Here is a 20,030-nt window from a genome sequence, read left to right as displayed (position 1 = left end):
AGGGAGAAAGAAAGAGGAGGGGCCGGGATGGAAAAGAAAAGACGTCGCATTCTCGAAGGCGCGATGCTCTGCTTCGAGCGCTTCGGCTTTCGGGGAACGACGATCGAGAGCATAGCCAAAGCCGCGCATGTGAGCAAAAGCTCGATCTATGAGTGTTTTGAAAATAAAGAAGCGCTGCTTCGGGCGATCGTGGAGGATGTATTGCGGGAGCTGTTGGCCGAATCGGACCGCGTCTGCTTGCCGGGACAACGGCTCGGCGAAGACATCGACCGGACCTTCGACGCGATGATCGCGCTGCGGTCCCGCCACCGTTTGCTGGTCGGGATTTACAGGGAAGCCCGGCAATCGGGCGCGCACGGCGTGTTGGAGATGCGCAAAGCGCTGGAAGAAGGAATCGTTTTTCATATCGAGGCTTTGGTGAAGCGGCATATCGAATCCGGCGAGACGTTCCGGCTTGAGCCGAAAGTGATCGCTTTTCTCGTTTACCGTTCGTACTTGCAGATGATTTACGACTGGGACGATCTGTACGAGCCGCTGCCGCCGCAGCAAATCAAAACCGCGCTGAACGCTTTTGCCCTGTGAGGGCGGCGTCCGGCGCGGTTTTTTTGTACCGATTCAAGAAGATCATGCCTGTTGAATACGATCAGGCAGCGGTCCGTTCAAGCTTCGGCGCGGAACTGTTCGGTATTCGCCTGCGGTTTTTCTTTTTCCTGATAAAAGGCATCGACGAAGATCTGCGCGTAATAAGGGTCCCACTGCGTGCCTTTGCCTTCGGAAATGATCGAGATCGCCTTTTCAAGCGGCATGCCGCTGCGGTAAGGGCGATCCGATGTCATGGCGTCGAAGGCGTCGGCCACGGCGATGATGCGGCCCAGCTTCGGAATGTCGGTTCCGGCAAGCCCGTCGGGATAGCCTCGGCCGTCGTAGCGCTCGTGGTGCGAACGTACGCCGGGCAGCAGGGGAGCCATCATTTCGACAGGCTCGATCTGCTTCAGGATTTCCTCGCCGAGCGCCGGATGCTTCTTGATCTGCTCGAACTCTTCGTCGGTCAGCCGTCCGTCTTTGAGCAGCACGCTGTCGCGGACGCCGATTTTGCCGATATCGTGCAGCAGCGCGCTTTTGTTCAACAGGTCCAGCTCTTCGCGTCCGAGTCCGGCGCCGCGGCCGATCAGGAGCGAATATTCGGCGACTCGCTGCGAGTGACCCGCGGTATACGTATCGCGGGCATCGAGCGCGGCGGCCAACGTCGAGAAATAGCTTTGCAGCAGCTGCTCGTTGACGCGTTGACGTTGGGATAATCCCTGCACCATGTGGTTGAAGCCGGCGACCAGCCTGGAAAATTCGTCGGAGTACAGGTCGGAGGCGCGTACTTCAAGATCTCCGGTCTGCACGGCGCGCAGCGCTTTTTCCAAATTGCCGATCGGCTGACGGACGCTGCGGCTGAGCAGCCATGCGCCGAGCGACGAGAACAAGATGCCGAATACCAGGATGAGCGAAGCCCACTGCCAATAATCTTCGATCAAGGGAGAACCGGTCACGCTCAGGCGAATTTGAGTAGCCAGGACGAAAAAGAACAGCGGAAAGGTGCCGATCGAAAACGCGCTGAGCTGGAACTTGCGCTGCGTCGAGACGATCACCCGGCCGTCCAGCGAGACGCTGATCCCGTATTCGCGTTCGCCCGTTTCGCTGACGTATTTGAGCAGGGGGCGAATCGCTTGGTCCGTCAAAAAGTATTCGATCAGGGCGTGCATGCCTGCCACCAGAACAGCGCCCGAAGCGGCGATCCCGATGTAATAGACCGGCAGGTCGACCCAACCGATATGCATGAACAGCAGCGTCAGCAGAATCGCGGGAACGGACAACCCTAACAAATGCGGACCCATGATGCGGAGTACCGACAAAGACGGGAGCCGGTGAATTTGTACATAGGCATTCCGAATATCGTCGATCGTGGGCTTCTCCTTCAAAAACAGCCCTCGGATCGGTCGTACCTGTCTCGCGAACGTTAACAGTTCCATGGACATCATGGAAAGGAAGGAGATGAACAGCACGACGAAGAGAGAACTGAATCCGCCGATCGGCAGCTTGAGCGCCGACGACATGACGGCTCCTCCCAGGCAGAGAACGGCCAGTACCGACCCGATGATATAATTGCGCACGAGCCGGCGTAAGAAGCGCCGGTATTCGGTCATTGAGATTCCTCATTTCTTGGAAAACTTGGCTTCGGGCCGCGATCAACCCCAAGGCGGAAACATGGTTCATTCTTGTTATCGGATAGAATTGCCGCTGCGATTACATGAAATGGATTTCCGTGCACGCGGAAGGCCGGAAAGTAAAAGCCGATCGTTCATGGGAACGACCGGCTGCAAAGGGCGACTTCGAATAGCATGCCGCGCACGAAGTTCAAACTGTCAGGGTGCTAGCGGTAGCTTTCAACGCTGGACATCAGTGTTCGAATCGTTTCGTTCAACATATCGATCTGACTGATATCGAGACCGCTGGATTCAACCAGGGAGGTAGGAATGCAGCTGGCGCGATCTTGAAGCTCCAAGCCTTTTTCGGTGATGCGTACCGTTACGATGCGTTCGTCTTCCAGCGAGCGGCTGCGTTCGAGCAAGCCGGAGGACTCCATCCGCTTCAGCATAGGCGTCAGCGTACCGGAATCGAGACTGAGCACTTGACTCAGTTCCTTGATGCTGCTCTCCTGCCGGTCCCAAAGGACAAGAAGGACCAGATATTGGGGATACGTTAAATTCAACTCGTCAAGCAAAGGCCGATACATTCGGAAAATGGCCCGCGAGCAAGCGTAAAGCGAAAAGCAGAGGTGGGAATCAAGCGTAAAGCGTTGTTGATCCATCGCAGTACCGATCCTTTCTTCAATAAAAAATCATATTCTCCTAGCATTTTATATTTGGAACAACATAATTGCAATAAATTATACGCAGGAATAATGATAAAAAACCGTATATCGCTATATTTCGGTAAAGTTCGACAAGAATTGAAGAGGGAGATGAGGAAAAAGCAGGCGATTGCGGCCTGCCTGGAACGTCGAGAAAGTCTACGGGGGCGCGGGAAGCGAGAAGACTGCGAGAAAAATTGCCAGCATACGCTTCCGAAGTGCATTTCTTCGAAATGCTTCACAATCCGCTGTTTCACTCGGAAAATGGATTGGATTTGAGTAAGGAGTTTTCCGAGTTCAAAGGCGTTTTGAACTGAATTTTTCTCTCCGTCTTCTCGCTTCCGGCTACGTTGAGGTTGCTCGACAAAAACGGCAGGCCGCAATGGCGGCTGCCGTTTTTGTGAGGTATAGGGTAAAAAGAGAGATAGACTCATTGGGCATAAGATTATGGATCATTTCATTATTGGAGTTTGTCCATATACTTTTCGAAGCCGTTAATGAACAGGTCGATTTTGGCTTTGCCGGATTTTAGTTTGGTTTGGCCTTGATTGTAGGTCGTCCAGTTGATTTTGGCGCCGTAGAGCGACTTTTTGATCAGCTGCATGCCTTCAAGTTGAAGTGCGGCGCCTTGCAAATAATAGTTATGCAGCTTGGTTACTTCTTTGCCGGACGGTTTGATTTGTTTCAGATGGTAATAAAATTTGCTGTAGTTGGGTACGATGATATTGTTCAATTTGGAATAGACGGCTTTGCGGTTGGAAGCGGAGACCATGCCGACCGAGTTGAAGGCGTCCGCGGCTTTGTCTTCGTATTGAATGATATTTTCAAGGGCGTCGGCATAATCAAGCGCCGCAATCATGGCCGGGGTCAGCTCTTCCGTCGCGGCGGGAGCTGTTTCGGCAGCCTGCTGCTGGGCAGGTGCCGTTTCTGCGGCAAAGGCGGAAACCGGAAGGACCGCGGAACCGATCAGCGCAAGGGATAAAGATAAGGACCACCATTTTTTCATTTTCAAACAACCTCCTCTATGTATGTGCAAGGGCCGGATTTTTTAACCCTCGCCGCTTGTTGCCTATTATAAACCAAGCTTCCACGAATTCGTGAAAAAGGGCTTGATTTGAAACGTTGGACAGGGGGACGATGCAGCGAATTGCGCCTAAAGGACCGGTAGGGGTGCGGCAGTTTGCCGTTAGCCGTCGACGGAGTGAGTGCTGCTCTGCGCTTCGCGCGTGACGCTTTTATTTTGCAAGTAATCAAAGTCGCCGTTCAAGAGATCGCGAATAGATTGTTCCTGCTCGAAAGAATTGCGCTTGGCACGCTCGCGCAGTTCGGCTCGAATGCTCTCTTTCAAGGCGTCGTCTGCCGCTTCAATATCGAAAGCTCCGTTACGTTCCTCCCATTCGCTGCGAATCGCGCGCGCGTTCATCACCTCGTAAGCGACTAGGGCAGCATCTTTACGTACGGCGGCGCTGGCACCGAGCGTGTTGAGTCGGCTGCTGAGGCTGATTTCGTTGTGTTCGCGGACCAGAGCAAGCAGCGCCCATTCATTTTCGTTGAGCTTGGCGGCGATAGCTTCGAGCATGCCGGAATCTTCCACGATCTGTCTGGCGTTAAGTTCTGCATCCAACAGCGGTCCGGTATAGCCGCCGATCAGGCTGCCGATCGGACCGGACATGACCGAGACGATCGAGTCGATCAGATCATTCGTCAAATGTCGGGTTCCCGCCTCATCTTCGCCGAAGTCGAAGCTCCGTTCGCGTACGATTTTGCCCGACATCTTGCGCAATACGGCAGCCTGCATAACGGAGTATTCATCGGTTATCGGGTTTTCTTTGAACCGATCCAGAACGTCCATAAGCGGCTTCTCCTGCTTGAAAGTGATAAATACGATATTGTCCATTAGGTTCTACCATCCTTTCGCCGTGACCCGCTGCATCGGGACGCCGGACTTTTCTACTACTGATTTACAGCTGTTTTTTGCGTTTCAATCAGATGCTGTACTAAAATGAAGAAGAAAGTGTGACGTTTTTTTACATTGAAGCAAGGGGAGATGAACGTGGGATCAAGAAATTTGGCCGGAATCTCACTTATAGTGATGGCTGCGGGGTTTGTGGGATGCCTGTTTTTACCCGAGAATAATTGGACCTTCCTGTTGATCGGAGGCTTCGAAGCCGGCTTGGTCGGCGGATTGGCGGACTGGTTCGCGGTAACCGCGTTGTTCCGGCATCCGCTCGGGCTTCGAATTCCGCACACGTCCTTGTTGCTGAAAAATAAAGGGCGGATCGTGGACTCGTTGGTTTCTGCCATGGAAACGCAGCTGCTCAACAAAGAAAGTATCACGGAGCAGCTGCGCAAGCTGAACCTGATTCAAGCGGCTGCGCAAATGCTGACCCGAGTGGTTGCGCGCAAGCGTACGCGTCAACAGGTGCTGGACTTTGCGGCGGAAACGATTGCGAAGCTTCCGCTTGAAAAGGCAGTGGAGCCGGTACGCGACGCCGCGGCGAATTATATTCGCGGCGTCGACGCGGCAGGCTTGGCGGATCGTGCGCTGACCAAGGTGCTGAACGACGGTTACGAGATCAAGTTGTTCGATTACGCGCTGAACGAAGCCAAAGCCTGGGCGCAGCGGCCGGAAACGAAAGATACGATGGGCGCGTTGGCGATGGATCAGCTCTCGAATGCCAAGGTCGGCGGGTTCACCGGATTTGCTTTTCAGGCGTTCGCGGGGATGGTCAACGAGGACAAGCTCGGTTCGATGATTCAGACCATGCTGGTGGCGGGCGTGGATTCTTTGCTGGACCCTTACGGCGAACAGCGGCTGGCGATTTTGCGCGAGGTACGCGTGAAGCTGTTCGAAGCCGCCGGAGACGAAGAGAAGTTGGAGTATTTACGCGGTCAGGTGCTTGAGGTCCTGCATGAGCAGGCGACGGAGGCATTCATTCTGAACAACCTGGAGAAACTGCGGGAATTTGCGCTCGCAAAGACAGCCGAAGAGCGTGCCAAAGGCGGCCGGATCGTATTCCGCTTGTATGCTGCCGTGATGCGGAATATGGCGTCGGAGCCGGAGCGTATCCAACTGTGGGAAGACAAGACGCGAGGCGCCATCGTGCAGATCGCCGAGCAGAACCACTATCGGATCGGCCAATTGGTTCGGGACAATGTGGATCGGATGGACGACAAGCAGCTCGTGGAATTGTTGGAGGAAAAAATCGGACAGGATTTGCAATGGATTCGCGTCAACGGGGCGGTCTGCGGATTCCTGGTCGGTATCGTATTGTCGCTGATACAACTGATCTAAAAAAGAAAGAATTTTTAATCGAAAAAAGATTTCAAAAAAGCTTTTCGAACGCGAAATCCGGCGTGTCGTCAAGCTTTTTTATAATTGTTTTTTTGGCATAACCCCTGGAACGACGCGTGTTGAGACGCCTCTTTACCAATTACTTTGGGAAAAATTCGGAGACGAAAGCAACCTTTTTCATGTTTCATGCGTCAAATATTAGGAGTATAGAGAAAATAGGTTTTCCAATGAACTTCAAAATATTTCAAAATCCAACCGAAGGTTTCGGAAAGGAGAATTTACGATCATGAAAAAGAAGAACATGAAAAAAATCAGTGCGGCTTTGCTTGCCGGAGCGCTTCTTATGCCTGCGGCCCTTCCTTATTCGGCAGACGCGGCAACGAATATTAAAATTTACGTCGACGGGGTGGAATTGGTGACCCGCCAAGCCCCGGTCATTCAGAGCAACACCACGTTGGTACCGCTGCGCGGCATTTTCGAGGAACTTAACGCCAGAGTCGTATGGAATCAAAAGACCCAAACGATCACGGCATACAAAGGCAGCAACACCGTGATGTTGAAGATCGGTTCCAAAGCGGCGACGGTCAACGGCCAATCGGTGACGCTCGACGTGCCGGCCCGCGCGATCAAAGGCAACACGGTCGTGCCGCTCAGATTCATCGGCGAGTCGCTCGGACAAGACGTGCGATGGAACGCGGCGAGCAAAAGCGTTCAGATCACCACGACCAAAGATCTTCAAGCGCCTTCTTCCGTAACGGCTCGCAGCTTGGGGCAGTACGGAGACGGCCGCGACATTCAAGTAAACTTCGCCAAATCGGCGGATGAATCCTACGTGGACCATTACCGCGTATACGCCGTCAAGTCGGGCAGCGCTTCCGCGTTCAATGCTTCCAAAGCATGGAATTCGAGCTACACGACCGCGCTTCCGACCGGATCGAACCAATCGATCTCGCTCGGCGCTCAGGCAAAAGATTCGGACGGTCAAGCTTTGGTTTCCGGCCAATCGTACCAAATCTTCGTGCTTGCGGTAGGCAACCGCTATGCGACGGGCGAAACGGTCCTGTCTTCTCCTTCGGCGGCCGTAACGTTGAGCGGCACTTCGGCCGGATCCGTTACCGCGACGGCGGTCAAAGCGACCGATACGGCGGATTACGGAGACGGACGCGACCTCACGGTATCGTTCGCGAAAGCTCAAGACGAATCCCGCGTGTCGGGTTACAAAGTCTTCGTCGTGAAAACGAGAGACGCGGCTTCGTTCAACCTGAATGCGGCTAACGGAGTAAACGCGCAAAATTCGACGACGGTCGCCAAAGGTTCCGCCGCGCCTAGCGTGACGCTGAACGCGCAGTCTCGCGATACCGCGGGCGATCTGATCCAAAACGGCGTTCCTTATACCGTATTCGTTCTTGCGACCAGCACGAGCAACGTAGCGTCGAACAACACGCTGTCGGCTCCTTCGTCTTCGGTGACGTTGGCGACGGCCGGATCCGACGTATCGGCCACTGCCGTATCGGCGAGCGACGTAAGCGACTATGGAGACGGACGCGACCTTCGCGTCAACTTCAACCGGGCTACGAACGAATCACTGGTCAGCCAGTACCGGGTCATGGTCGTCAAAGATTCCAAATCGTCTTCGTTCAACGTGAATACGGCGAACGGCGTATCCAGCGCGAACTATACGACGATCAACAAAACCGGTTCGAACATCGCGCAATCGCTGACAAACGGAGCACGAGATACGGACGGCGACGCGATCCGCAACGGCGTTCCTTACCGCGTGTACGTATTGACCATCGGTTCCGGCACGTCTTCGAGCACGAACGTGCTGTCGAACGCTTCGCAAGCGATCACGCTGTCGGGCAACTACAGCGTGGGCGCGGCATCCACGCCGTCGCTTAGCGACGCCGGAGATAACGGGGACGGACGCGACCTGCTCGTCACGTTCGGTCGCGCCGCGGACGAGAGCAGTTTGTCGCAGTACCGCATCCTGGTCGTGAAATCGGGCAGCGCGGGAAGCTTCAACCTGTCTTCGGCAATCAATGTGCCGTTCGCCAATTATACGGCCGTATCGAAAACCGGAGCGAATCAAAGCCAGTTCCTGAGCGCTTCGACGCGCGACGTGAACGGCGAGCCGATCCGCAGCGGCGTCAGCTACCGCGTGTTCGTGCTGTCGGTAGGCTCGACGAGTTCTTCCAACAATAACTCGAACTACGCGCTGTCGGGCGTATCGAACGCCGTGTCGCTGTCGAGCAACTCGGGCGTATCCGGCGCCAGCAACGTAGCGGCTACGGTAAGCGGCGCAAGAGGCAACGCGAGCGATATCGAAGCGACGTTCACGCGTTCTTCGAACGAAGAGAACGTTTCCGAGTACCGCCTGCTGGCCGTGCCTTCGGACCGTTCCGGCTCTTACTCGCTGGCCGACGCCAACGCGACTTCGAACTACGTAACGGTCTCGAAAGCGGGAACGGGTCAAATTCGTCAGTCGTTTGATGCCAACAGCCGTGACGTCTTCGGCAACGCAATCACGACGGGCGGCAAATACCGCATCTACGTCTTGACCGTATCGGGCAGCGGAAGCAATTCGCTGTCGAACGGTTCGGCCGAAATTTCGCTCAGCGAAGCGGCGGTTCAACCCGTGGCTTCGGTAGGCGTAACCGCTAACGGCCCGACCGTCACGGTTAACTTCGCGCCGCCGGCCAATGCTTCCGGCATCTCGGGCTACCGCGTTCTGCTGGTACGCACTTCCGACGTTCCGAACTTTACGGCTTCTGTCGCGAACAATGCTTCTGAGGCTTACTCCAAGTCTTCGAACGGTTCCACTTCGTTCAGCCTCAACAGCGGGGACACGGATATTTACGGCAACGCTTTGCAAGCCAATACGCAATACCGGGCATACGTGCTGTCGCTCTCGAACGGCCAACAAGCGACGGCCAATGCGCTGTCTCCGGCTTCCAACGACTTTACGCTCAACAACTAATCCTTGTCGGGCGGGAGAGATCCCGTTTACTGTTTTTCAAAGAGAATCAAAAGACACGCTCTTTAAAAGAGCGTGTCTTTTTTTGAGTAGATCTTTAGGTCTAAGTACTTAGAAGATGTCGATAAAGCTGACTTTATTTTAAAGAAAAAAACAAAAAAATATGCGAAATGCAAGCTTTTTATCCAAAAAATTGATTGAAACGCATAAGCCGATCGCCTAAACTTATCACGACAGAAAGAGGTGCATCCCTCTTCGGAGTTTAAGTTCAGGATTGTGAGGCGAAACGATTTGAAAAGCTTGCAGTTGAAAATTATGTTGATTTTTTCCGTTTTGATCATTGCATCGGAAGTCGTATTGGGTTACAGCATGTACAGGTCTTCATCCCTGCTCCTCGTCGAGTCGGTAGGCAAACAGGCGGAGAGCATCGCGAACTATGCCGCCGGAGAAATCGATACGAATACCTATATCAAGATCACGCCGGAAAGCGGCGTCACCGCGTACTATTTTCAACTGCGCAAAACATTTAATGAACTTCGGGAAGCCAATCGGCTCAAGTATTTGTACACGATGAATATGCGCGACAACAACGGTACGCCGCAGTATTTTTACGTGGTTGACGGCGCACCGGCGAATGCCGCCGCGGAAGAAATGTCCGCGCTCGGCGCGGTGGAAGAAGAGACCAATACGGAGCTCGAAGCCGCCTTCTCGACCGGAGAAGCGCAAATCGGCAGCTTGACGACGGATGACGATTACGGAACGACACTGACTTCCTACGTGCCGATTAAAGACGCGGAAGGGAAAATTGTTGGAGTATTGGGCGCCGACTTCGACGCGACGTCCATTCAGGCGCAAATGGATCATAACCGTAATCAGGCGCTGTTGATCGGCGGGGTCGTCCTGGCTTTCTCTTTGCTTGTTCTCTATCTTGTTTCGCGCATGATCGTCGCGCCTCTGCGTAAGCTGACCGGCGAAATGCGCGGCGTGGAAGCAGGCGACTTGACGCTGGAGATTACCGATACGCGCAAAGACGAGATCGGCCGCTTGTCGAAGGCGTTCCGTTCCATGCTGGAAACGATGAGCGGCATGATTGTCGGCGTTCGCTCGGGAACGCGGGATACCCGTCGCTCGGCCGAAGCTTTGTCGGGCAGTGCTGAAGAATGGGCGGCAGCCAGCGAACAGATGGCTTCCCATCTCGGGGAAGCCGGCAAACGCATGAGGGAGCAGGCTCGCCTTAGCGAAGAAAACTCCCGGGCTTTGGGCGAAGTCAGCGGAGGCATCCAGCATATTGCCGATGCGCTTAATGTCGTGGCAGGCGCGGCCCGGGAAGCTTCGGAGACCGCGAAAAACGGCGGAGAGTTCGTCGTCGGCGCGTTGGATCAGATGGAAGCGGTACAGGCTTCCTCGGACGAAACCAGATCGCGCGTAGAACGCTTGAGTCAGCACTCCAGCCGAATCGGCGAGATCGTGGGCGAGATTCAGGCGATTTCGTCGCAAACGAATCTGCTTGCGCTCAATGCTTCGATCGAAGCGGCAAGAGCCGGCGAACACGGACGCGGCTTCGCCGTCGTGGCGGACGAAGTTCGCAAGCTGGCCGAACAGACCGCCAAGTCCGCTTCGGACGTAGCCGTAATCGTTACCGGAATTATCGGCGAAACGCACGAAGCCGTCGAAGGCGTGCGTGTTCAAGCAGGCAAGATCGACGAAGCGGCAGGCGTGGTCAAACGCACCGGCGATTCTTTCAGCGGTATCCTGGCTTCCGTCCAACGGATCGCCGAGCAGCTGCGGGAAATCTCGGCCGTTTCCGAACAGACTGCGGCGGGCGCGCAGCAGGCGACAGCCTCTGCCGAGTCGATGGAAAAAGCATCCCGCATCGCCTCCGAGCATTTTGTCGGAATCGAGCAATCCGCCGACGGCCAACTGGCGGCGATCGATCGCATGAAAAGCTCGGCCGCAGAGCTGGAGCGCATGTCGGCCGATCTGGAGCATATGATCGGCCGCTTCAAAGTCGACGAAGCGTCTGCTTCCATACCCGCAAGCTTGGCGCCCGTCGCTGCTGAACTTCCGACGCCGTCGTCTACCGATGCCGCTCAGGACTTCGTCATCGACGCCACGACCTCCGCCGCCGGAGGCAATACGAACTCTACCGATCCAAATTCGAGCGACAAAGAATCCGCCAAACATAGATCCGCAGCCTCATAATTAAACCTGATCTTCACCTGATCCCTTCCACCCGCCGAACAACGCGTTCAAGAAGGAAAATCTTCGAGATAGAGCCAGCTTGTCGAGAGGGTCCTGATTTCGGTTGCAACGAAACGCGGAGGGGGAAATTCAGTGAAACACGCCTTTGAACTCGGAAAATTCCTTATTTAATTCAATCCATTTTCCGAGTGAGACAGCGTCTTGTGAAGCATTTCGAAGAAATGCACTTCGGAAGCATATGCTGGAATTTTCCCCGCAGCCCTGCGTTGCCCTGCCGAACAGGGCTTTCCCGCGACAAACTGCGTCGCCCAAGAAGCCATTCCTTCTTTTTCGTCTGCTCAAAACTTCCTCTTCATTGTCCCGATCGACATCCTGTACTATAATTAAAGTTACTTTTAGTAAATCTTAAACCGAAGGGAAGACTCCGATGCTGCCGATTCAACCGCAAGCCGTTCAAGAGCTGCTCGACAAGCTGAAAAACCAAGAGCTTTATCTGCATCTTGAGCTGACCAACGGCGCCTATACATTCGAGAAAGATCGGTCGAAGCTCGTTGCTTCGAACCTGATCCGCAACGTCAAAGTCAGTTACTCGAATGGTTCGATCTCCGGTGTCGGCCCGTACCGGGTCGGCCTGAAAATGCCCGAAGGCTGGATCTATGCCGAAGGGCTGACGCATTATGAAGAAACCGAGCCGGAAAGAGCCATTCTTGCCGGTAACGATAATGACGGCAAACTGGTCGTCAGCCTGATGCTGAGCCCCGAGCCTTTTTAAGTCGTTACGTATCATTGATTTCCAACAAGGCGGCTTGCACCGCATCAGGAAAGGAGCGGGTATACCCGTGGAACGCCATGTTTTGATTGTTTTTCCCCACCCCGACGACGAATCTTATACCGTATCCGGTACAGCCGCTTACCACTTGCATAACGGCACGCCGGTAACTTATGCTTGCTTGACCATGGGCCAGCTCGGCCGCAACCTCGGCAATCCGCCGTTCGCGAACCGCGTGACCCTGCCGACCGTGCGCCGCGGCGAGCTTGAAGCTTCGTGCGCGGCGATCGGCATCACGGATGTCCGCGCATTGGGCTTTCACGACAAAATGATCGAATTCGAAGATCGCGAACTGCTCGACGGCAAGCTGCGCGAGTTGATCGAGGAACTGAATCCGTCGCTGATCCTCACCTTCCATCCGGAGTACAGCGTGCATCCCGATCATGACGCCTGCGGCGCCGCCGTGGTGCGCGTCGTCGAAGCGATGAAGCCCAAGGATCGCCCGAAAGTGCATGTGGTCGCTTTTGCCAAAGGCCACGAGCGCGCACTCGGTCCGGCCGATGTTCATGTCGACATCACTTTGTTCCTGGAACAAAAGATCGGATCGATCAAGGCGCATAAATCCCAGTTTCATACCGATCCCGTATTCGAAGGCCTGCCTGCGCACCATCCGACGATCCGGGAACGTTTTGCCAGCGAGAAGTTCTGGACGTACAAGTTCGATACGCATCCGAAAAAATAACAAAAAGGAGATCCGGGCCGTGATGCGGCTTGGATCTCCTTTTTTTGTCGCGAATCGATGAGGCGTGCAAAGGCATGCCGTTGCTTGGTTGGCGCATGCGCGGCATGCAAGCTCCGTATTCGCTGCGGTGTCGGATTAAGGATTACTATCAAACCGGGACGTCTTTGCGGCCTTTTTTCATAGCCGAGCCGCATAACGGACAAGGTTTATGCGCGGCGGCCATGTCTTTGCTGTGCATGATGCGGGTCCAAGCGACGCAGGAGCCGGCGGTGCACATCCAGACGGGGACGCTTTGCGTGCGTCCGGCGGCCGCTGCCGAGCCGCCGGACGGCGAGCTTCCCGCGTTCGAAGAAGCGTTCGAACTGCCGTAACGTCCGGTGCGGACTTTGCCGAAGCGGGTCGGGTCCGGGCCGCTTCGGCGGTTGCCGTGTTCGGCGCGCGCCGCGGCGTCCGAAGCCGTGGTGTCCTGGCCGAACGCGGACAGCAGGAAGCGCGAGACGGCGGCTTTTTTGCCGCGCTGCAAAGCCGGGGAGCTGACGAATAGCTGCTCTTTGGCGCGGGTGACGGCGACGTAGGCGAGCCTGCGCTCTTCTTCGAGCGCTTCGGTATAGCTGGCTTCGCCTTCCAAGCCGACGCGGGTATCGCGCAGCGAATCGGCTCCGAGCGCCGAGGAATGCGGCAGCGTGCCTTCGGAGGCGCCGATCAGGAAGACGGCCGGGAACTCCAGGCCTTTGGACTTGTGAATGGTCATCAGGGCCACGCGGTTGCCCTGGGCTTGCGACTTCGCGGCGGCGGTCTGTTGGTTGCGCAGCAGCATATCGTCGACGAAAGCCAGGAAGGAGACGATGGAATCAAAGCGTCCCGCGGACGTTTCCAGTTCGTCGAGCATTTCCTTGAGCATTTCGCGGTGCGAGGTCTGCTCGCTATGCTCGCCGGCTTGAATATAGGCGTCATAGAAGCTTTTGCGGATCTGGGTGATCGCGGCGGCAGGGACAAGGCCTTTGAGCGAGCGGATCATTTCCAGGCGCTGACGGATCTTTTCGAGTTGGAAGTCCTTCAAGCCGGGCAGCGTCAGCAGATGGACGAGCGGTCCTTTTTTGGGGCGTGCCGCGTCCGTGGTCTGGATATGGGTCAGACCTTTATCCCTTGCGATATATAAGGTCGGCAGCACGCTGGCCATGGCGTCGAAATCGCGGCGGTTGATGGACAAACGCATATGGTCCAATACGGGCTTGACCAGCCAATGCTCGTACAGCAGGCGTCCGTCGCCGTAGTCGATATGCGGAATGTCTTTCATGACAAGCTGTTCCAGCACGGCGCGGTTGGTGCTGGACGAGCGGTAAAGAATCGCGAAATCGCCGTATTCGCGGCGCCCGGCGTTCACTTCGCGTTGGATGAAGGCGATGACTTGGCCTGCCTCGTCGTCGGCCGAATCGGGCCGCATATAAGCAGGCAGCACGGCTCCGTTATGGGCGGCCCGCAGCGTTTTGTCGCGCCGCATTTTATTGTGCCGAATGACTTCGTTGCCCAGTCCGACAATGGACGGCACGGAGCGGTAATTGATGTCGAGCGTGATCACGCGGGCTTTCGGATACAGCTTTTCGAATTCGAGAATGAATTCGCTGCGCGCGCCGTTGAACGAATAGATCGTCTGATCGTCATCGCCGACGACCATCAGATTGTTGCGCGGCGCGGCGATCATTTTCACGACTTCATATTGCAGCAGGTTCGTATCTTGGAATTCGTCGATCATCAGATGCGAGAAACGGCGGCGCAGCCGCTCCAGCAGATCGGGACGTTCCTTCAGCAAAGCATGCGCGTTCGTCAGGACGTCGTCGAAGTCGATCCGGTCATGTTCTTGTTTCCAAGACTCGTAACGAAGCAGGATCCGTTTCATCTGGCGGTCGGCTTCGCTGCTTTCCGGAAGCTGCTCGGCTTTCATCAGATTGACTTTGTAGGAGGAAAGCAGGGCGAGCAGATTCTCGGGCGGGTAAGCATCCTGAAGGCTCAGTTCGCGCATAATTTGTTGAAGCTGAATATGCTGCCTGCGCGTATCGCCGAAAATCTCCTTTTGCATGCCCTGACTGAACAGGAGCCAGAGGCAGAAGGAGTGGAAAGTACGTGCTTGGATGCGTCCGGCATCATATTCGCTGATTCCCGGCAGTCCGGCGATCCGCTCGCGCATCTCGGCCGCGGCCTTGCTGGAAAAGGTCAACAGCAGAATGCCGGACGGCTCTACTCCGCGAACATCCAGCAGATAGCCGGTTCGGCAGACGAGCGTGCTCGTTTTGCCCGAGCCTGCCCCGGCCAAAGTGAGCAGCGGGCCTTCGGTGCAGCGCACCGCAGCTATCTGTGCGGCGTTCAGACGGATGCCGGATTGCTCCAGTCGATGAAAATAAGCGGCGTCCAGTTCTCCTTGTTGTCCGCCGACTCCTTTAGTCGAATGTCCCCGCTCAGCATGGGCTTTTGCGATTTCCGCTCTGGGCACCCGAGCCGAGGATGCGCCGAACGGCTTGTTTTCGAATCCCGATGTCGATTTTTCCACTGCTCGATCCCCTCAATCTGTACGCTCGCCAGCGCCTGCGTTTGCGAATCGCTTCGCTTGGCGGCTAAAAATACTCTTGCCCGCAGCGTTTTTTTCCTCGCTGCGGCATCCGCTTCCGTCAAAATTCCGATTTTATAAATGTATCATGTTCGCTTCGGAAGCGTCAAAGGAATCGGTTGTTTTCCCGGCATTTTTATGCGAATGAGACGACTTGGACTTTTCGGCGTATAAAAAAGCTAGTACTCTGTACCAGATAGGAGTGATCGAAATGAAGCTTTTGGGCATATCGCAGACGACCTTGGCTCAAGGTCACTGGGCACCTGCGCTCGGCGCGGGGCTGTTGGGGCTGCTGCTCGTCGTTGCCGTGCTGCGCATCGCCGCTTTTGCGGTTTCTGTATCGAAAAAAGGAAGTTTGTCCGACGAGGAAGTGGAGGCGCTGGATCCGCTGCTGCTGGCCTACGTCTATCGCAAAAGCCGCCTGAAGCGCCGGCATACCACCGTCGGACTGCTGTCGCTGGTGCGCCGCGGCGTGCTCTCGATGCGGAGAGTACCGGCCAAGCCTCGTTACATTCAGGCGGAAGACGCTCCGAACTTGACATTCGAGTTCCGGTTCGAAGATCCGCATGCCTGGTTGACCGAAGACGAAAGACTGCTGAAAGACCGGCTTTTTGACGATTACGGCAGCGGCAGGAAATTTCGGTTGGACGCGATCGCCGGACCGGCAGGCCCTCAGGACGGGCTTGCGGAGCGGGAGCTGTACCGGAAGAAAAAGCGGAGGTTGAACCGGGAGTTTAGGGCTTGGTCCGCGGAAGTCGCAAAAAGGGACGGCATCGAACAAACGGTTCGGCGGTCGATCCCGCTGCGGTTGTTCGTATGGGGATTCGCGCTCTGCTTTGCGGGAAGCGCGATCGGCCTTTATGCGGCCGCCGGAGAAACAAACTCCGACGCTTTGGTTTGGATCGTGCTGACCGTCGTTTTCGCTGCGGCTGCCTGCGTGCGCGTGCGCTCCCGAACGCTGTTCGCGCTAGCGGCGTTGTTTGCTTCGGCTGCCGTCAGCGTCGTATTCTATCCGGATCCGGAAGGGATGGCGGCGTTGGGAATAGCCTTCTTGTACGCCGTTCCCGTAAGACTGCTGCTGCCGGCGTTCGCCGTCCGGCCCGCGGCCCGGGATCTGTGGCTGTCGGTTCGCCGTTGGCGCCGAACAAGCCGTTCCTGGTCCGCACGGACGGCGGATTCCGGCAAAGACGACGCGGCAAGGACGGAACGGGCTTTGCAAACGGCGATCGCGCTTGACGTGCTGCAAGGATTCGCTTATCCGCTGCGCGGAAGCGACCGTTACGGAGCGCCGGACGATCGGCAGTACCCGCTGTTGGCGCTGATGTTGGAGCAAGCCGGCGGAGCGAACGACTTCGGCGAGCTGACGCATCCTTATCAATGGTCCGATTGGGTACTTATCGTTCCGCAAAACAAACGCAAAGACCGTCTTCTGCGCCGAAAGTCGGCGCGGAAAAATTCGTAGGCCGTCCCGCTTCTTGAAAGTGCTCGGTCGAAGATTGCTTTCTTATGTACAAACCGCATGAAAAAGCTGCCCCGATGCCGCGATCCGGCTTCGGGGCAGCTTTTTTGGTAACGGCATGGTCGCTCGGCGTTCGCGGATTAACACGAACCGCCGCGGCCGGATTCGGGAGAGGTCACGCGGTAAGTGGTCACGAAGGAAGGGCGGGCGAAAATCTCCGGCCGCTGCTGCGTGATGCCCTGCGCGGTATCGCGTTTTTGATGGGCATGATTGTAAGCTTCCGATTCCTGCCAGCCTTTGAAGCTTTCTTCGTCTTTCCAGACGGTCAGGATCACGTAAGTGTCGCCTTGGAGAGGACGCAGAACGCGGATGCCCGAAAAGCCGGGCATGTCTTCGACGCGGCGGGCCCGTCCGAGGAACCGTTCTTCGAAAGCGGCGCGACCGTCTTCGCTGACCGGAATATTGTTCAGGACCGCGAATCCGCCCGCCAACGAACCGGCGCTGTCGATCGCCTGGTAAGCGGATCTGGAATCGATCGAGGTATCCGGCGGGTGAGCCGCTTCGAACAGGTAGAGCGTCTCTTTGTCGTCTTTCAGCGTGTATACGTTGTCGAGCTGCGGGTCTTCCGGTAGCGTGCCATGGAATAAATAAAGGAACATAACGATCAACCTGCCTTTGCGTCAGAGTGGGGGATAAGGCTCGAATACGGGCGCCGTGGGAAAAACGGTCTGCCCGATCCGCGTCTGCCTTTTCCTCTATACCTTCATTATACCCTTGAGCAGGGAGTCGGAAGCAATCGAAGCGCAGCGCGCATAGGCCGGTAGTACGATACGGATCGTAAAAAGAATGTAAACAATCGAATTTTGCCGAAGATTGTTTCACTTTTAAAATATGAGTCTAAATAACTAGAAGTAACAAGGCGGACAGTCACCGAAAGACCCGTGTTCAGGTTATGAGGATTCCTCCTTTCCGCCTGTCAATGGGAGCGTTTTATACATACTTCAGAGACAGGACGGGATGAACAACAATGAAAATGACGATCGGAAGAAGGCTTCATGCGGGTTTTGCAGGGGTGCTTGTGATTATGCTGGTATTGGCTTCGTTCAGCTTCTACGAGGTCGAACAGGTTCATCGGAACTACGCAAGCCTGATCGATCGGCACGTGGCCGAAATCCAGGCGATCGCGGACATGAAATACGAAGCGACCGCGCAGGCGAAAAATTTACGCGGTTATCTGATTACGGGCAACCCGGAGCATGCGGACTCTTTCGAACAAAATAAAGCCGATATGGCGGCAAAAATGGAGCAGTTGAACACCTTGTTGACCGATTCGCAATCGCAGGCGCTGCTGAGCGAAATCGCGGAACTGGAACGCAGCTACGGCGAAGTCGGACAGCGTCTGGTCGCGCTTAAGCAAGCGGGCGATATTGAAGGTTACACGCGCGTCGTGGAAGAAGAATGCGTGCCGTTGGCCGACGCGCTGGCCGACCGTTCGCAGCAGCTCGAAAATATCCAACGCTCGATGCTCGACGCTTCGGTCGCGGATACCGCGTCGGACGTACGGAACATCGAAATCATCATCATCGCGGTCGTCGCGGCCGGACTTTTGTTGGGAACGTTGATCGCTTTCCTGATCGGCCGCAAAATCGCGCGTCCGGTGTCGATGATCGCAGCGGAAGCGAAAAGGATATCGGAAGGCGATCTGCGCGGAGCCGACCTGCGGATAACCAACAAAGACGAGATCGGCGAGATGGCGGAAGCGTTCAATATGATGAAAAACAACTTGCGGAACCTGATCGTCAAAATCGGCAGCAGTTCGGAGCAGGTATCCGGCGCTTCGAATTTGCTTCTCAAAAGCTCGGGGCAGGCGACCGAAGCTGCGGATCACGTGACGTCGGCCATTCTAAGCGTAGCCAGCGGCGCCGAGCGTCAGATGGCGGGCATGGACGAGAACAAGCTGGCTCTCGAAGACGGAGGCGAAAATCTTCGCCGCGTGGCGGACACGACTTCCGATGTGTCGCAAGCTTCTCTGGGAGCGCTCGAAGGCGCGCAGGAGGGCACGAAGCTGATCGGCGAAACGATGGAACGCATGCGCTTGGCGCAGGAGACGGTAGGGCGTTCGTCCGAAGCCGTGCATGAATTGGAACGGGAATCGAAACGTATCGCCGAAATCGTGCAAACGATCGCCGGCATCGCGGGGCAGACGAATCTGCTGGCGCTGAACGCTTCGATCGAAGCTGCGCGTGCAGGCGAGCAGGGCAAAGGCTTCGGCGTCGTGGCGCAAGAAGTGAAAAAGCTGGCGGAGCAGTCGAAAACGGCGGCATCCGAGGTGGAATCCATTTTGGGCAGCATCGTGAACCGGCTGCACGGAGCGGTCGAAGCGATGGAGATCGGGTCGCGCGAAGTGGAAAGCGGAGCGCAAACGGCGAATCGCGCGGGAGAATCCTTCTACCGCATTTACGGTTCTTTGGAGCAGATCACGGGCCGGATGCAGGAAGCCGCCGCGGCCGTCGAGCAAATCTCGGCGGGGATGCAGCAGACGCTCAGCTCGGAGCGGGACATGAACGAGCTGTCGCGCGATATTTCGGCCCGTTCGCAGAGCGTGGCCGCGGCTTCGGAGCAGCAGCTGGCTTCGATGCAGGAAGTGTCGGCGTCGGCGGAGGTATTGAGCCGGTTGTCGAGCGAGCTGCAGGGGGAAGTCGGGCAATTTAGAGTGTGAGGGGAGGAGAGGCTTGGGGCAGCCTCGGGAAGTCCTGTTCGGGAGGGAGCTTGGAGGCGCTGCGGGAAAAATTCGTTCAAGACGCTGTCTCACTCGGAAAAGTCGATTGGAATTTTAGTGGAATTTCTCCGAGTTCAAAGGCGTCTTTCACTGAATTTCTCCCTCCGCTGCTGCGCTTCCTCTCCGATAGGGCTTTGCGGATGATGAAGCAGCCTCTCCTGGTGGAGAAGGTAGGGAAGAGAAGAAAGCATAAGATAATAGATAAAAAAAATATAAGAGAACATAAGAGAACATAAGGCAAAGGAAAAGAAGGGCTGTCTCGGAGTCGCGGTTGCGGCTTGGGGGCAGCTCTTTTTTTATGCGGCATGA

General features: G+C 55.9%; 14 protein-coding genes. 8 read left to right on the top strand and 6 right to left on the bottom strand.

The features are described from left to right. Positions 1–27 precede the first annotated feature (27 nt). Positions 28–582 carry a TetR/AcrR family transcriptional regulator gene (locus tag HRQ63_RS16765; protein ID WP_172245824.1) on the top strand — a complete coding sequence of 185 codons (555 nt, stop codon included), beginning with the start codon at positions 28–30 and terminating at the stop codon, positions 580–582. 77 nt (positions 583–659) lie between these two features. Here the strand turns inward: HRQ63_RS16765 and HRQ63_RS16760 are convergent, their stop codons facing one another. From HRQ63_RS16760 to HRQ63_RS16745, 4 genes are all read right to left on the bottom strand, one after another. Continuing rightward, positions 660–2,192 (bottom strand): HD domain-containing phosphohydrolase, encoded by a 1,533-nt coding sequence (locus HRQ63_RS16760; RefSeq protein WP_172245822.1) that lies wholly within the window; start codon positions 2,190–2,192, stop codon positions 660–662. Positions 2,193–2,419: 227 nt separating this feature from the next. Then, positions 2,420–2,857: a MarR family winged helix-turn-helix transcriptional regulator gene (locus HRQ63_RS16755; protein ID WP_172245820.1), complete on the bottom strand. Its 438-nt coding sequence runs from the start codon at positions 2,855–2,857 to the stop codon at positions 2,420–2,422. A 502-nt stretch (positions 2,858–3,359) separates the two neighbouring features. After that, complete coding sequence (locus tag HRQ63_RS16750; protein ID WP_172245818.1) at positions 3,360–3,905, bottom strand: hypothetical protein; 546 nt, start codon at positions 3,903–3,905, stop codon at positions 3,360–3,362. A 180-nt stretch (positions 3,906–4,085) separates the two neighbouring features. Continuing rightward, on the bottom strand, positions 4,086–4,796 hold the full coding sequence (locus tag HRQ63_RS16745; protein ID WP_172245816.1) for a hypothetical protein: 711 nt from the start codon (positions 4,794–4,796) through the stop codon (positions 4,086–4,088). 156 nt (positions 4,797–4,952) lie between these two features. On the opposite strand from HRQ63_RS16745, the gene HRQ63_RS16740 reads away from it, so the two are divergent. The 5 genes from HRQ63_RS16740 to bshB2 all read left to right on the top strand — a co-directional run bounded on the left by HRQ63_RS16740 (position 4,953) and on the right by bshB2 (position 12,881). Beyond that, positions 4,953–6,194 (top strand): DUF445 domain-containing protein, encoded by a 1,242-nt coding sequence (locus HRQ63_RS16740; protein WP_172245814.1) that lies wholly within the window; start codon positions 4,953–4,955, stop codon positions 6,192–6,194. A gap of 286 nt (positions 6,195–6,480) precedes the next feature. Next, complete coding sequence (locus HRQ63_RS16735; protein WP_172245812.1) at positions 6,481–9,171, top strand: copper amine oxidase N-terminal domain-containing protein; 2,691 nt, start codon at positions 6,481–6,483, stop codon at positions 9,169–9,171. A 288-nt stretch (positions 9,172–9,459) separates the two neighbouring features. Beyond that, complete coding sequence (locus tag HRQ63_RS16730) at positions 9,460–11,370, top strand: methyl-accepting chemotaxis protein (protein WP_172245810.1); 1,911 nt, start codon at positions 9,460–9,462, stop codon at positions 11,368–11,370. A 427-nt stretch (positions 11,371–11,797) separates the two neighbouring features. Next, positions 11,798–12,142: a YojF family protein gene (locus HRQ63_RS16725; RefSeq protein ID WP_037285407.1), complete on the top strand. Its 345-nt coding sequence runs from the start codon at positions 11,798–11,800 to the stop codon at positions 12,140–12,142. 67 nt (positions 12,143–12,209) lie between these two features. Beyond that, positions 12,210–12,881: a bacillithiol biosynthesis deacetylase BshB2 gene (gene bshB2, locus HRQ63_RS16720; RefSeq protein WP_172245808.1), complete on the top strand. Its 672-nt coding sequence runs from the start codon at positions 12,210–12,212 to the stop codon at positions 12,879–12,881. 148 nt (positions 12,882–13,029) lie between these two features. On the opposite strand, the gene HRQ63_RS16715 is transcribed toward bshB2, so the two are convergent. Next, positions 13,030–15,426 carry a UvrD-helicase domain-containing protein gene (locus HRQ63_RS16715; RefSeq protein ID WP_229714235.1) on the bottom strand — a complete coding sequence of 799 codons (2,397 nt, stop codon included), beginning with the start codon at positions 15,424–15,426 and terminating at the stop codon, positions 13,030–13,032. Positions 15,427–15,694: 268 nt separating this feature from the next. Here HRQ63_RS16715 and HRQ63_RS16710 point away from each other — a divergent pair, with 268 nt between their 5' ends. After that, positions 15,695–16,945 carry a DUF2207 domain-containing protein gene (locus HRQ63_RS16710; protein WP_172245806.1) on the top strand — a complete coding sequence of 417 codons (1,251 nt, stop codon included), beginning with the start codon at positions 15,695–15,697 and terminating at the stop codon, positions 16,943–16,945. Positions 16,946–17,082: 137 nt separating this feature from the next. Here the strand turns inward: HRQ63_RS16710 and HRQ63_RS16705 are convergent, their stop codons facing one another. Further along, a complete protein-coding gene (locus tag HRQ63_RS16705) occupies positions 17,083–17,601 on the bottom strand; it encodes an antibiotic biosynthesis monooxygenase family protein (RefSeq protein WP_172245804.1) in 519 nt (172 codons plus the stop codon). A gap of 368 nt (positions 17,602–17,969) precedes the next feature. Between HRQ63_RS16705 and HRQ63_RS16700 the strand changes: the two genes are divergently transcribed. Next, complete coding sequence (locus tag HRQ63_RS16700) at positions 17,970–19,661, top strand: methyl-accepting chemotaxis protein (protein WP_172245802.1); 1,692 nt, start codon at positions 17,970–17,972, stop codon at positions 19,659–19,661. Positions 19,662–20,030 lie beyond the last annotated feature (369 nt).

It is taken from the genome of Saccharibacillus endophyticus, from assembly GCF_013185185.1.
Taxonomy (GTDB): Bacteria; Bacillota; Bacilli; order Paenibacillales; family Paenibacillaceae; genus Saccharibacillus; species Saccharibacillus endophyticus.
This window is presented reverse-complemented; position numbering and strand designations above follow the sequence as displayed.